The 13,836-nt window shown below is 72.9% G+C and carries 11 protein-coding genes; 8 read left to right on the top strand and 3 right to left on the bottom strand.

The window, feature by feature from the left end; genetic code table 11:
- Nucleotides 1-91: 91 nt before the first annotated feature.
- From ITJ68_RS10835 to xylA, 3 genes are all read right to left on the bottom strand, one after another.
- On the bottom strand, nucleotides 92-1,084 hold the full coding sequence (locus tag ITJ68_RS10835) for an acetylxylan esterase (protein WP_194661249.1): 993 nt from the start codon (nucleotides 1,082-1,084) through the stop codon (nucleotides 92-94).
- Between the two features lie 85 nt (nucleotides 1,085-1,169).
- The gene (xylB, locus tag ITJ68_RS10830) at nucleotides 1,170-2,636 is read right to left on the bottom strand and encodes a xylulokinase (RefSeq protein ID WP_323743286.1); all 1,467 of its coding nucleotides are present in this window, start codon (nucleotides 2,634-2,636) and stop codon (nucleotides 1,170-1,172) included.
- Nucleotides 2,629-3,822 carry a xylose isomerase gene (gene xylA, locus ITJ68_RS10825; protein ID WP_194661248.1) on the bottom strand — a complete coding sequence of 398 codons (1,194 nt, stop codon included), beginning with the start codon at nucleotides 3,820-3,822 and terminating at the stop codon, nucleotides 2,629-2,631. The genes xylB and xylA overlap by 8 nt, the downstream gene beginning before the upstream one ends.
- Nucleotides 3,823-3,919: 97 nt before the next feature.
- On the opposite strand from xylA, the gene ITJ68_RS10820 reads away from it, so the two are divergent.
- From ITJ68_RS10820 to glmU, 8 genes are all read left to right on the top strand, one after another.
- On the top strand, nucleotides 3,920-5,116 hold the full coding sequence (locus ITJ68_RS10820) for a Gfo/Idh/MocA family protein (RefSeq protein WP_228505233.1): 1,197 nt from the start codon (nucleotides 3,920-3,922) through the stop codon (nucleotides 5,114-5,116).
- A 53-nt stretch (nucleotides 5,117-5,169) separates the two neighbouring features.
- Nucleotides 5,170-5,862 carry a ThuA domain-containing protein gene (locus tag ITJ68_RS10815; protein ID WP_194661247.1) on the top strand — a complete coding sequence of 231 codons (693 nt, stop codon included), beginning with the start codon at nucleotides 5,170-5,172 and terminating at the stop codon, nucleotides 5,860-5,862.
- A complete protein-coding gene (locus tag ITJ68_RS10810; protein ID WP_323743285.1) occupies nucleotides 5,847-6,944 on the top strand; it encodes a Gfo/Idh/MocA family oxidoreductase in 1,098 nt (365 codons plus the stop codon). The genes ITJ68_RS10815 and ITJ68_RS10810 overlap by 16 nt, the downstream gene beginning before the upstream one ends.
- Nucleotides 6,941-7,975, top strand: a complete 1,035-nt coding sequence (locus ITJ68_RS10805) for a sugar phosphate isomerase/epimerase family protein (RefSeq protein ID WP_268096544.1) — start codon at nucleotides 6,941-6,943, stop codon at nucleotides 7,973-7,975. Before ITJ68_RS10810 ends, ITJ68_RS10805 begins: the two co-directional genes overlap by 4 nt.
- An 8-nt stretch (nucleotides 7,976-7,983) precedes the next feature.
- Nucleotides 7,984-9,393: an ROK family transcriptional regulator gene (locus tag ITJ68_RS10800; protein ID WP_323743284.1), complete on the top strand. Its 1,410-nt coding sequence runs from the start codon at nucleotides 7,984-7,986 to the stop codon at nucleotides 9,391-9,393.
- On the top strand, nucleotides 9,390-10,430 hold the full coding sequence (locus ITJ68_RS10795; RefSeq protein WP_194661246.1) for an NAD(P)-dependent alcohol dehydrogenase: 1,041 nt from the start codon (nucleotides 9,390-9,392) through the stop codon (nucleotides 10,428-10,430). The genes ITJ68_RS10800 and ITJ68_RS10795 overlap by 4 nt, the downstream gene beginning before the upstream one ends.
- 335 nt (nucleotides 10,431-10,765) lie before the next feature.
- Nucleotides 10,766-12,145 (top strand): MFS transporter, encoded by a 1,380-nt coding sequence (locus ITJ68_RS10790; protein WP_194661245.1) that lies wholly within the window; start codon nucleotides 10,766-10,768, stop codon nucleotides 12,143-12,145.
- A gap of 256 nt (nucleotides 12,146-12,401) precedes the next feature.
- Nucleotides 12,402-13,829 carry a bifunctional UDP-N-acetylglucosamine diphosphorylase/glucosamine-1-phosphate N-acetyltransferase GlmU gene (gene glmU, locus ITJ68_RS10785; protein WP_194661244.1) on the top strand — a complete coding sequence of 476 codons (1,428 nt, stop codon included), beginning with the start codon at nucleotides 12,402-12,404 and terminating at the stop codon, nucleotides 13,827-13,829.
- Nucleotides 13,830-13,836: the final 7 nt, after the last annotated feature.

Genomic DNA, 13,836 nt, shown 5'->3' with positions numbered 1-13,836 from the left:
GAGCAAACACCCGGACGGTGCGGCTGTCCAGCCAGGCAAGGCTGTCCTGACCTGGGGTTTCCAGGTGAGGGCAGCCTCACCTACCCCAGCTTCACCGACCCCCGTCGCGAGCCCGGAGGAACGCCACCTGCCGCTCCCAGTGCCGGAAGCCGCCGCCCTCGTGCCCGTTGTACGCGTACACCGCGATCTCCCGGTCCGTGGAGCCGAGCGCGTTGTACGCCGCGAAGGTGGTGCGCGGCGGCACGACCTCGTCCATCAGCGCGACGGAGAACAGTGCGGGAGCGGTGATCCCGGCCGCGAAGTTGACCCCGTCGAGGTACGACGTCGTCGTCCACACGGTCTCGGCCGCGTCACGGTGCACGGCGAGGTAACGGACCAGCTCCTGGTAGGGGTCGCTCACCGCGACGAGGGCACCGTGCTCCCAGTCGCACAGGAACGCCACGTCGGGCAGGACGGCCACGAGCGGACCGACGTGGGCCTCGACGAGCGCGGCCGCGGCGATCGCGATGCCGCCACCCTGGCTGCCACCGGTCAGGGCGATGCGGTCCGGGTCGACACCTGGGAGCGTGCGGACCGCATCCACCAGTCGGACGGCATCGGTGAAGACCCTCCGGTAGTAGTGGTCTTCGGGCCGCTCGATGCCGCTCGTCATCCACCCGCCGATGTGCGGGCCGGCGCCGTGCGGGTCGGGGGTGTCCCCGCCGCCCCACCCGCTGCCCTGCCCGCGGGTGTCCATCACGACGTGGACGTATCCGGCGAGGGCCCAGGCCACCCGTTCCCCGGGGCGACCGCGTCCGCCGTTGTAGCCGAGGTACTCGACGACGACGGGCAGGTCGCCCTCGGCATCCACCGGTCGGGTGACCCAGGCGCGCACGGGGTCACCCGCGAAGCCCGGGAAGGTCAGGTCCTCGACGACGAGCCCGGTGACGGGGGTGTCCGCGGGCACCAGGGTCGGGGCGGTGTCGGCGCCCGCGGCGCGGGCCTCGGCGACTGTGTCGGCCCAGAACCGGTCGAAGTCGTCGGGTCGGCGGATGGTGGGGCGGTGGGCGCGCAGTTCGTCGAGGGGCAGGTCGGTCAGCGGCATGGTGGTGTCCTCCGGGGACGATCATGCCCCCGGCGCCGTCGAGACGGCACCGGGGGCACGGTGATCAGGTGGGTCGGCGCGGTGTTCAGCGCACCGCGTCGCGGTAGCGCTCGAGCACCTCGGGGCGCGGGTCCGCCGGCACCGTCGTCGTGGCGATGTCCCACGAGGGCAGCGTGCCGGTCAGCGCCCAGGCCGCCTGGCGTGCGGCACCGGCGGCGACGTACTCGCCGGGTTCGGGCAGCTCGACGTCGCGGCCGAACACCTGCGCGGCGATGGTCCGGACGGCCTCGTTGCGCGCGGCCCCGCCGATGAGCAGGAGCCGTTCCACGGTGACGCCGGTCGCCTCGACCGCGGCCAGGCCGTCCGCGAGCGCGCACAGCATGCCCTCGAACGCCGCCCGGGCCAGGTGCTCCCGGTCGGTGGTCGCCGGGGTCATCCCGAGCAGGGACGCGGTGGCGTCCGGACGGTTCGGCGTGCGCTCACCGACGAAGTACGGCACCAGGACGAGGCCGTCGGCCCCGGCCGGTGCCGCCAGCGCCAGACGACCCAGCTCGCCGTGGTCGACGCCGAGGAGGCCGCCGATCACCTCGAGCACGCGGGCCGCGTTGAGCGTGGTGACGATCGGGAGGCGCGCCCCCGTCGCGTCCGCGAAGCCCGCCACGGTCCCGCTCGGGTCCGCCAGCTCGGTGTCGGTGACACCGAAGACGGTCCCGCTGGTCCCGAGGGACACCGCGACGTCGCCCGGGCCGAGCCCGAGGCCGAGGGCCGCGCCGGCGTTGTCGCCTGTGCCGGCCCCGACCATGAGGCCCGCGCGGGCGACGGTGCCGCCCGGCAGGGTCACGTCGGCGTCGAGCGTGCCCATGGCGGCGTCGGGCGCGACGACGCGGGGCACGACGACGGCGTCCGTGGACCCGTCACCGGCGACGCGCATCGGCCGACCGAGCGCGAGCTCGAACAGCTCGGCGTCGTAGGCCTTGCGGGCCGGGTCCCAGTATGCCGTGCCGCTGGCGTCGGAGCCGTCGGTCGCGAGGGCGTCGAGGTCCGGTCCGTTCGGGCTCTCGTCCGCGGGGCCGAAGCCGCGCAGCCGCCACGACAACCAGTCGTGGGGGAGTGCGACCGCTGCCACGCGGGCTGCGTTCTCCGGCTCCGCGTCGCGGAGCCAGCGCAGCTTCGTGCCGGTGAACGAGGCCACCGGGACCAGTCCCGTGCGGGTGACCCAGGCCTCCCGGCCGAGCTCCTCGACCATCTGTGCGGCCGCGTCGGCGCTGCGGACGTCGTTCCAGAGGAGGGCGTCGCGGACGACGCGACCCTCGGCGTCGAGCGCGACCATGCCGTGCTGCTGGCCAGCGACCGCGACGGCGGCGACGTCGTCGAACCCGCCGGCGTCCGCGATCGCGGTGCCGAGGGCGTCCCACCAGTGGCGGGGGTCGACCGACGTGCCGTCCGGGTGGGACGCACGACCCTCACGGACCACGGCGCCGTTGTCGGCGTCGCGGATCGTGACCTTGCAGGACTGGGTGGACGAATCGACCCCCGCGACCAGGTCAGCCACGAGCGCCCATGAGGTGCTCCATCGCGAGCTGCTGGAGCCGGACGAAGCCGAAGCCCTTGCCGCCGAAGTACGCGTCGGCGTCGAAGTCCTCGTACGCGGAGCGGTCGGCGAGGAACGCGTCGTAGGTCTCGCCCTCGTTGAGCGTCGGCGTGGACAGCTCGGGGACCTTGGAGGCCTCGAGGGCTGCCTGGACCTCGGGGTCGGCGCGGAAGGCCTGTGCGCGCTCCTTGAGGAGCAGGTACATGCGCATGTTCGCGGCCGCGGAGTCCCAGACACCGGAGAAGTCCTCGGTGCGGCTCGGCTTGTAGTCGAAGTGGCGCGGGCCGTCGTACGCGACACCACCCTGCGGGGAGCCGTGCTCGAGCAGATCGACGAGCGAGAACGCGTTCTGCAGGTCGCCGTGACCGAAGACGAGGTCCTGGTCGTACTTGATGCCGCGCTGGCCGTTGAGGTCGATGTGGAAGAGCTTGCCCGAGTAGAGCGCCTGGGCGATGCCGGCCGTGAAGTTCAGGCCCGCCATCTGCTCGTGGCCGACCTCGGGGTTCACACCGAAGAGCTCGGGGCGCTCGAGCGTGTCGATGAAGGCGATCGCGTGGCCGAGGGTCGGCAGGAGGATGTCGCCGCGGGGCTCGTTCGGCTTCGGCTCGATCGCGAACCGGATGTCGTAGCCCTTGTCGGTGACGTACTGCGCGAGCAGGTCGACGGACTCCTTGTAGCGGGAGAGCGCGGCCTGCACGTCCTTGGCGCTGTCGTACTCGGCGCCCTCGCGGCCACCCCACATGACGAACGTCTTCGCGCCGAGCTCGGCGGCGAGGTCGACGTTGCGGAAGACCTTGCGGAGCGCGAACCGGCGGACCTGACGGTCGTTCGAGGTGAAGCCGCCGTCCTTGAAGACCGGGGCGGAGAAGAGGTTCGTCGTGACCATCGGCACGATGATGCCGGTGGACTCGAGTGCACCCTTGAGGCGGTCGATCTGCTTCTGTCGTTCGGCGTCGGTCGAACCGAACGCGAACAGGTCGTCGTCGTGGAAGGTGAGGCCGTAGGCCCCGAGCTCGTCGAGCTTCTCGACCCCCTCAACCACGTCGAGCGGGGGTCGTGTCGGACCGCCGAAGGGGTCCGAGCCGTTGTATCCGATGGTCCAGAGACCGAAGGAGAACTTGTCTTCGCGGGTGGGCGTCGTCGCCATGGTGTGTCACCGTTCGTCGTCGAACAAAATGTTGCCGCGCCCAACATAAGCGGTAGGGTGGATCGTGGCAAGGACGTGATCGCAAAGGAGCGAGCGGATGGCACAGGAACGACAGGCGCAGCAACGGCTGCGGGTCGCGATGGTCGGGCACGGGTTCATGGGCGCTGCCCACTCACAGGCGTGGCGGACGGTCGCCCGGTTCTTCCCGCTCGCGGTGGAGCCCGAGATGTCCGTCATCGTCGGCCGTGACCCCGAACGCACCGAAGCAGCGCGGGCCCACTACGGCTGGGAGCGCGCCGCCACCGACTGGCGCGCCGTCGTGGCCGACCCGGACATCGACGTGGTCGACATCTGCTCGCCGGGGTCGTCGCACGTCGAGGTCGCGATCGCCGCGCTCGAGGCCGGCAAGCACGTCCTCTGCGAGAAGCCCCTCGCCAACACCGTCGCCGAGGCCGAGGCGATGACCGCGGCCGCGACGGCAGCGGCAGCGCGGGGTGTCCGCGCGATGGTCGGGTTCAGCTACCGCCGGGTGCCCGCGATCGCCCAGGCCCGCGCCCTCGTGCAGGCCGGCCGCATCGGCACCGTGCGGCAGGTCCGTGCGCTCTACCTGCAGGACTGGCTCGCCGACGAGGACGGCCCCATGACCTGGCGCCTCGACAAGGAGCAGGCCGGCTCCGGCTCCCTCGGGGACATCGGCGCGCACGCCATCGACCTCGTCGAACACGTCACCGGGTCCTCGCTGACCAGCGTCTCCGGCACCCTCGCCACCTTCGTCGAGGAGCGTCCGCTGCTCGCCGACGGCGTCGGGCTGTCCGGCACCGCGTCCACCGAGCGCGGCCGGGTCACCGTCGACGACGCCGCCTGGTTCCTCGGCCGGCTCGCGGGCGGGGCCGCCGACGGCGCGGTCGGGTCCTTCGAGGCCACCCGCTACGCCACCGGCCGGAAGAACGGCCTGACGATCGAGCTGAGCGGGTCGACCGGCGCGATCCAGTTCGACCTCGAGTCCATGAACGAACTCCGCGTGTACGACGCCACCGCCCCCGCCGGGGAGCAGGGCTTCACCCGCGTGCTCGTCACCGAGCCCGAGCACCCGTACATGGACAAGTGGTGGCCGACCGGTCACCTCATCGGGTACGAGCACACCTTCACGCACGAGGTCGCCGACCTCGTGACCGCGATCACCGACGGCACCGACCCCGAACCCTCGTTCGCCGAGGGCCTGCACGTGCAGCGCGTGCTCGACGCCGTCGAACGCAGCGCCGCCGACGGCAGCAGCTGGACGGCCATCCCGTGACCGAGACCGTGACCGGGACCGACCCCACGACCACAGCCCACCAGGAGGGCACCATGGCACGCCACGCACTCGTCGTCCGCGGAGGATGGGACGGACACCAGCCCGTCGAGACCACGGACGTCTTCATCCCGTTCCTCCGCGACAACGGCTTCGACGTCCGCGTCGAGGACTCCACGGCCGTGTACGCCGACGACGCCGTGATGGCGGAGACCGACCTCGTCGTGCAGGTGAACACCATGACGACCATCGCCGACGACGAGTTCGCCGGTCTGCAGCGGGCGGTCCTCGCCGGTACCGGGCTCGCCGGCTGGCACGGTGGCATCGCGGACGCCTACCGCAACAACGCGGACTACCTGCACATGATCGGCGGCCAGTTCGCCCACCACGCGGGCAAGCACCCCGACGAACGCATCGGTGAGCAGTCCGACAACTACGTGCCGTACACCGTGCACATGACGGACCTCGGCCACGAACACCCGATCACGCAGGGCATCGACGACTTCGACCTGGTCACCGAGCAGTACTGGGTGCTCAGCGACGAGTACAACGACGTCCTCGCGACCACGACCCAGGAGGCCCGCCCGTGGGACGCCTGGAACCGCCCGGTCACCGCACCGGCGATCTGGACCCGCCAGTGGGGCAAGGGCCGCGTGTTCGTGTCCGCACCCGGGCACCGCGTGGAGATCGTCGAGTCCCAGCCGCTCCGCACCGTCATCGAGAGGGGACTCCTGTGGGCAGCACGATGAACGTCGGCATGGTCGGCGTCGGGAACATCAGCAAGCAGTACCTCGAGCACTTCCCGAGCCTGCCGAACCTCCGCCTGACCGCGGTCGCCGACCTCGACACCGAGCGTGCCGCTGCCGTCGCCGCCGAGCAGGGCGTCCTGGCGCTCGGCGTCGACGAGCTGCTCGCGCACGACGACGTCGACGTCGTCCTCAACCTGACGATCCCGGCCGCACACGCCGACGTCGCCGCGCGGGCGCTCGCCGCGGGCAAGCACGTCTACGGCGAGAAGCCCCTCGCGCTCTCGACGGCCGAGGCCACCCCGGTGCTCGAGCAGGCGCGCGCCGCCGGACTCCGGGTCGGCAGCGCGCCCGACACCGTCCTCGGCACGGGGATCCAGACCGCCAGGGCCGCGCTCGACGACGGCCTGATCGGCACCGCGCTCGGCGCCGCCGTGTCGTGGAGCGCCCCGGGGCACGAGCTCTGGCACCCGGCACCCGGCTTCTACTACCAGCCGGGCGGCGGTCCGCTCCTCGACATGGGCCCGTACTACCTGACCAGCCTCGTCACGTTCTTCGGCCCGGTCGTCCGCGTGAGCGGCAGCACCACCCGGTCCACCCGCGAGCGCACGATCGCCACCGGCCCAGCAGCCGGCACGGTGCTGCCGGTGGACGTCGACACGCACGTCGTCGCGATCGTGGAACACGAGGGCGGCGTGGTCTCCACCGTGACCCTGTCGTTCGAGGTCTGGGCCACCCAGAGCCCGCTCTTCGAGGTGTACGGCACCGCCGGCACCCTCGAGGTGGCCGACCCGAACCGCTTCTCCGACCCCGTCCGCATCGCCACCGCCGACGACCGCGACTGGCGCGAGCTGCCCGTCGGCGCCGGGTACCGGGACGCCGGCCGTGGCTACGGACTGTCCGACCTGGCCCGCGCCGTCGAGACCGACCGCGAGCACCGGGCCTCCGGCGACCTCGCGTTCCACGTCCTCGACGTGATGGAGGCGATCACCACCGCCGGCCGTGACCACACCGTCGTGACCGTCGGGTCGCGTGTCGACCGACCGGCCCCGGTGGCCGCCGGCTCCCGACCGGAGTCCTGGTGAGCGCCGTGGCGGACGCGGGGCGAGCCTCCCGTCCGGTCACGCTGTTCACCGGACAGTGGGCCGACCTGCCGTTCGAGGAGGTCGCACGACTGGCCGGGGAGTGGGGCTACGACGGCCTGGAGATCGCCTGCTGGGGCGACCACCTCGATGTCCGGCGCGCCGCGACGGACCCGGAGTACGTCGCCGACCGGCAGCGGATCCTGCGGGAGAACGGCCTCGGCGTCTGGACGATCGCGAACCACCTGGTCGGGCAGGCCGTGTGCGACGACCCGATCGACGCCAGGCACGAGGACATCCTGCCGCCGCACGTGTGGGGCGACGGTGACCCCGAGGGCGTCCGACAGCGCGCCGCCGAGGAGCTGCAGTGGACGGCCCGTGCCGCCGCCGCGCTCGGTGTCGACACCGTGACCGGGTTCTCCGGGTCCTCGATCTGGAAGACGGTCGCCGGGTTCCCGCCCGTGCCACCCGCGATGATCGACGCCGGGTACCAGGACTTCCACGACCGCTGGTCACCGGTCCTCGACGTGTTCGAGGAGGTCGGCGTGCGGTACGCGCTCGAGGTGCACCCGTCCGAGATCGCCTACGACTACTGGACGGCGAAGCGCACGCTGGAGGTCTTCGCCGACCGCCCCGCGTTCGGCTTCAACTTCGACCCGTCGCACTTCGTCTGGCAGGACCTCGACCCCGCCGCCTTCCTGCTCGACTTCGCCGACCGGGTGTACCACGTGCACTGCAAGGAGTCGGTGAAGCAGCTCGACGGCCGCAACGGACGCCTCGGCAGCCACCTGCCGTGGGGCGACCCGCGCCGGGGCTGGGACTTCGTGACCGCCGGCCACGGGGACGTGCCCTGGGAGCGGGTGTTCCGCGTGCTGAACCACATCGGGTACACCGGGCCGACCAGCGTCGAGTGGGAGGACGCGGGCATGGACCGGCTCGTCGGCGGTCCCGAGGCGCTGGCGTTCGTGCGGCGGCTCGGCACCATCGCACCGCCCGACGCCTCGTTCGACGCCGCCTTCTCGCGGTCGCGCTGAGGGTCCGCGTGCCGACCGACGTCCCCCGGCGGAACACCGCCCGCGTGCTCCGCATCGTCCACGAGGACGGCCCCCTCACCCGGGCCGACCTCACCCGACTGACCGGGCTGAACCGCTCGACCACCCTGGCCCTGGTCGGGGAGCTCGTCGAGCTCGGGCTGGTGGGGGAGGACCTGGACGGCGGGGCGACTGCCGGGGCGGGCGGCGACGCGCCGGCCGCCGGAGCCGCGCCGGCGGCCGGTTCCCCGCTGACGCCGGGCACCGGCACAGCTACTGGCACCGGCACCGGCACCGGCACCGGCACCGGCCGCGGTCGCCCGAGCCCGACCGTCCGCGCTTCTGCTGACGTCGTCGCGGCCGCGGTCACCGTGGAGATCGACGCCGTCACCGTGGCGCTCGTCGGGCTCGACGGCTCCATCCGCGTCCGCGTCACCGAGCACACGACCGAGCGGCCCACCGCCGTCGAGGCCGTCCGCCTCGTCGCCGCCCTGCTCGACGGCCTGCACGAGGAGCTCGTCGGCCTCCGCCTGGTCGGCATCGGCGTCGCGATCCCCGGCACGGTCCGCGTCGAGGACGGCCTGGTCCGGTACGCCCCGCACCTCGGGTGGCGCGACGAGCCGTTCGCGGAACCCCTCGCCGCCGCCACCGGCCACCGGGTCCGGGTCGCCAACGACGCCAACCTCGGCGCCCGGGCGGAGCACCTCTACGGCAGCGGCCGCGGCGTCCGCGACCTCATCTACCTCAACGGCGGCGCGAGCGGCATCGGTGGGGGCGTCATCAGCGCCGGTCGACCGCTCAGCGGCGCCGACGGGTACGCGGGCGAGATGGGCCACACCTTCGTCGCCGCGAACGGCATCCGCTGCCACTGCGGAGCGATCGGGTGCCTGGAGACCGAGGCGTCCCGGGCAGCGCTCGTCGCCGTCACCGGGGTCCCGGCCGACGACCTGCAGGCGCTCGCCGCGGCGCTGGCCGATTCCGTGGCGCTGACCGACGCCGCGACGTCGGCCGACGCCGGAGCGCTCCCCGAGGGTCCCTCCGCAGTCGAGCGCGTCGTCGACCGGCAGGTGGCGGCGCTGGCCACCGGGCTCCGCAACGCCATCCACACCGTGAACCCCGCGGTCGTCGTCCTCGGTGGGTTCCTCGGCGTGCTGCTCGGGCACGTGGGGGACCGCATCGTCACCGCCGTGCGGGAGCAGTCGATGGCCGCCATGGCCGACCGCGTCCGCATCGTCCCCGCCGCCCTCGGCCGGGACGTCCTGCTCCGCGGAGCCGCCGAGATCGGCTTCCGCGACCTCCTCGACGACCCCACCCGAGTCGCCGACACCGACCCCGGCCGGGTCGCCGACACCGACCCCGCCGCGGCTGACGGCACCCCCGCCGACCGCGCCACCACGCACCAGAGAGCGAGCACCGCATGAGCACCACCGACACCCAGCGCGTCAGCGTCCTGCAGGGCCAGGACGCCCTCACGATCGAGGACCGCCCCGTCCCCGCCGTCGACCCCGGCGACGTGCTCGTCCAGGTCGCCGCCGTGGGTGTCTGCGGCTCCGACGTGCACTACTTCCGCCACGGCCGGATCGGGGACTTCGTCGTCGAGGAGCCCCTCGTCCTCGGCCACGAGCTCTCCGGCACGATCACCGCCGTCGGCGAGGGCGTCGACACCGCCCGCATCGGGGAGCGCGTCGCCGTCGAGCCGCAGCGCCCGTGCCACCGCTGCGCCCAGTGCCTGGCCGGCCGGTACAACCTGTGCCCGCACATGCGCTTCTACGCGACGCCGCCGGTCGACGGTGCCTTCGCCGAGTACGTCACCATCGAGGCCGAGTTCGCGCACCCGCTGCCCGACTCCGTGTCGTTCGAGGCCGGCGCCCTCCTCGAACCACTCTCCGTTGCCATCGCGGCGGTCCGCAAGGCCCGCATCGTCCCCGGCTCCTCGGTCCTCATCGCCGGCGCCGGCCCGATCGGCATCATCTGCGCACAGGCCGCCAAGGCGTTCGGCGCCAGCCGCATCGTCGTCAGCGACCTCGTCGCCGAGCGGCGTGAGCGGGCGCTGTCCTACGGCGCGACCGAGGTCGTCGACCCCACGGTAGTGTCCGTCGCGTCCGACATCGTGCCCGTCGACGCCTTCATCGACGCCAGCGGTGCACCCCGCGCGGTCTCCGACGGCATCAAGGCCGTGGGACCCGCCGGAGCGGCCGTCCTGGTCGGCCTCGGCAACTCGGAGATGACCCTGCCCGTCGAGCACATCCAGAACCTCGAGGTAACGGTCACCGGCATCTTCCGCTACACCGGCACGTGGCCGGTCGCGATCGAGCTTGTCGCCTCGGGCCAGATCGACCTCGACTCGCTCGTCACGGGGCGCTTCGGCCTCGACGACGTGCGCGAGGCCCTGGAGAGCGACACCGACCCCGAGTCCCTGAAGTCCGTGGTCTACCCCGGCGGCGTCCCCGCAGCCTGACGCGCCCACGCACGCCGTCGAAGGAGCAGCAATCGTCGGGTCGCCTGACCGCACCCGACGATTCCTGCTCCCTCGATCGATGGCCGCACCATCCGCCGGACTGGAGGCTCGGTGCCAGCCTGCCCCGAGCCTCCCGTCCGGAGCGTGACCGGTCACGACACACCGTGTGCGTGCCGCCGTGCGGTCGGTGAGCGTCGCTGTGCGACGCCCTGGCCGACGGTTCTCGACCGATCGGCGGACCTGAGCGGGGTGTCTCGACTCCTCGCGACCGGTTGTCCGTACGCGCCCCGGACCGGGGCCACCCCCGCGCCACTGGGACGCGCTACGGTTCGCGCATGACCGTCGCTCCACCGCCGCAGCGCACCGATCGTCGCGCCCTCGTCTCCTGGGCGCTCTGGGACTGGGGATCGGCGGCGTTCAACGCCGTCGTGACGACCTTCGTGTTCAGCACCTACCTGGCGAGCCGTGCGTTCGTCGACCCGGCGCTCGTCGCGGCCGAGGACAGCTCCGCCACCGCGAAGCAGGCGGTGCAGGACCAACTCGCGCACAACGCCACGGTCGTCTCCACCGCGCTGACGATCGCCGGCATCGTCGTCGCCCTGGTCGCCCCCGCGGTCGGCCGGCTCGCGGACTCCTCCGGGCACCGTCGCCGCTCCGTGCTCGTCGCAACGATCGGCGTGGCCCTGTCGATCGGCGCGATGGTCTTCGTCGCCCCGAGCCAGCCGTTCCTGGTGCTCGGCGCCGCGCTCATCGGCATCGGCACGGTCGCGTACGAGATCGCGTGCGTCGGCTACAACGCGATGCTCGGGCAGGTCGCTCCCGGTCGCTCGACCGGCCGCGTGTCGGCGATCGGCTGGGCTGCCGGGTACTTCGGCGGCATCGTGCTGCTCGTCGTGCTCCTCGTCCTCTGCATCCAGGACTTCGGCGCCGGCGACACCGCGGGCCTGTTGGACCTGCCCGCGACCGTCGCCTCGGGGCAATGGGACGTCCGCGTGGCCATCGGCATCGCCGCCGTCTGGCTGGCCGTGAGCTCGGTCCCGCTGTTCCTCGTCGTGCCCGAGGCCGCGCGCGACGACGCCCGCGCCGGCACGCTGCTGTCCGCGTACCGGGACCTCGGCCGGGACATCGCCCGGCTCTGGCGCGAGCGCCGCAACGTCCTGGCGTTCCTCGTCGCCAGCGCGGTGTTCCGTGACGGCGTCGGCGCGGTGTTCATCTTCGGCGGGATCATCGCGGCGCAGGTCTTCGGGTTCAGCGCGTCGCAGGTGATCCTGTTCGCCATCGTCGCGAACGTCGTCGCCGGCATCGCGACCTTCGCCTCCGGCCGGCTCGACGACCGCTTCGGCTCGCGCGCGCTCATCATGGTGTCGCTCGTCGGGCTGGCGGTGTGCGGGACGGCGGTGCTCTTCGTGGGCAGCGCGCCCGCCGGGTTCTGGGTGCTCGGGCTCGCACTGTGCGTGTTCGTCGGGCCGGTGCAGGCGTCCTCGCGCTCGTACCTCACCCGGCTCGCGACGCCCGGCCACGAGGGTGAGCTCTTCGGCCTCTACGCCACCACCGGTCGTGCGGCGTCGTTCATCGCCCCCGCCATGTTCGGCCTCGCCGTGACCGTGGGGGGATCGACGCGCTTCGGGATCATCGGCGTGGTGGTGGTCCTGGTCGCTGGCCTGGTGCTCATGGCCTTCGTCAAGCCCGAGCCCCGCGTCCCCGCCGCCGCCTGACCCGCGGGGCGCGCCGCCGCCCGTCCCCTTCCCGACTCAGAACGACAACCTCGCTGTCGTACGACCTCGACGATGTCGCGTGCGTCTGGGACGCCGCCGGACCGCGACAACCTCGCTGTCGTACGACCTCGAGGGTGTCGCTGCCGGGCAGCGGGAGGCCGCCGGACGGGAGGCTCGGTGCCGGACGCGGGGGGAGCCTCCCGTCCGGTGGGTGGTGGCGTTGGTGCGCGCTCGCCGGGTGGGCCAGGATGGGGACATGACCGACCAGCGGATCGCCGTCGTCGTCCTCGCCGCCGGGCAGGGCACACGCATGAAGTCCTCCACGCCCAAGGTGCTGCACCGACTCGCCGGGCTGCCCCTCGTCGCCCACGTCCTGCGCACGGCCGAGTCGCTCGCGCCGGAGCACGTCGTGGTCGTCGTGCGGCACGAGCGCGAGCGCGTCGCCGCCGAGGTGTCCGAGCGCATGCCGGACGCGATCGTGGTGGACCAGGACGACGTCCCGGGCACGGGCCGTGCGGTCGAGGTGGCCGTGGCAGCACTGCCGGCCGAGTTCGACGGGGCGGTCATCGTGCTCTCGGGTGACGTCCCGCTGCTGGACCGGCCGAGCCTCCGTGCGCTCGTCGACGCCCACGGCGTGGCCGGCAACGCCGTCACGTTCGTCAGCGCCATCGCGCCGGACCCCACCGGACTCGGGCGCATCCTGCGCGACGCGGACGGGGCCTTCGTCGGCGTCGTCGAGCACAAGGACGCGACCGAGGACCAGCGCGCGATCACCGAGGCGAACGCGGGCATCTACGCGTTCGACGTGACGCACCTGCGTGCCGTGCTGCCCGCGATCACGACCGAGAACGCCCAGGGCGAGATGTACATCACCGACGCCCCGGCCCTGATCCAGGCACGCGGCGGGCGCATCGACGTCGTCACGCTGCCCGACCCGTGGGTCGTCGCCGGCATCAACGACCGCGCCCAGCTCGCCGACGCGGCCCGGGTGCTCAACGACCGCATCGTCCGGCGCCACCAGCTCGCCGGTGTGGCGATCCAGGACCCGACCTCGACGTGGATCGACCTCGACGTGACGATCGAGGCGGACGCCGAGATCCTCCCCGACACGCAGCTCATCGGCGCGACGGCCATCGCGGCCGGCGCCGTCGTGGGCCCGGGAACGACCCTCCGCGACACCGAGGTCGGCGCTGGAGCGACGGTCAACCGCGTCGACGCCACGCTCGCCGTGATCGGCGACGGCGCCTCGGTCGGGCCGTTCGCGTACCTGCGGCCGGGCACGGTCCTCGGCGACCAGGGCAAGATCGGCACGTTCGTCGAGACCAAGAACGCGCGGATCGGCCGGGGCAGCAAGGTCCCGCACCTGTCGTACATCGGCGACGCCGAGGTGGGCGAGGACTCCAACATCGGGGCCAACACGATCACGGCGAACTACGACGGCGTGCACAAGCACCGCACCGAGGTCGGGTCGCACGTCCGGACCGGCTCGCACAACGTGTTCGTCGCCCCGGTTAGGATTGGGGACGGGGCGTACACGGGTGCAGGGACGACAGTCCGCAAGGACGTCCCTGCCGGGTCGCTCGCGATCAGCTACGCCCCACAGCGCAACACCGACGACTGGGTCCAGGAACACCGACCCGGCACGCCGGCGGCCGAGGCGGCTCGGCACGCGCGAGGCGAATGACACCTTC

It is taken from the genome of Curtobacterium sp. VKM Ac-1395 (genome assembly GCF_015350975.1).
Taxonomy (GTDB): Bacteria; Actinomycetota; Actinomycetes; order Actinomycetales; family Microbacteriaceae; genus Curtobacterium.
Note: the sequence above shows the minus strand (reverse complement) of the source record. Positions and strands in the feature narration are given on the sequence as shown.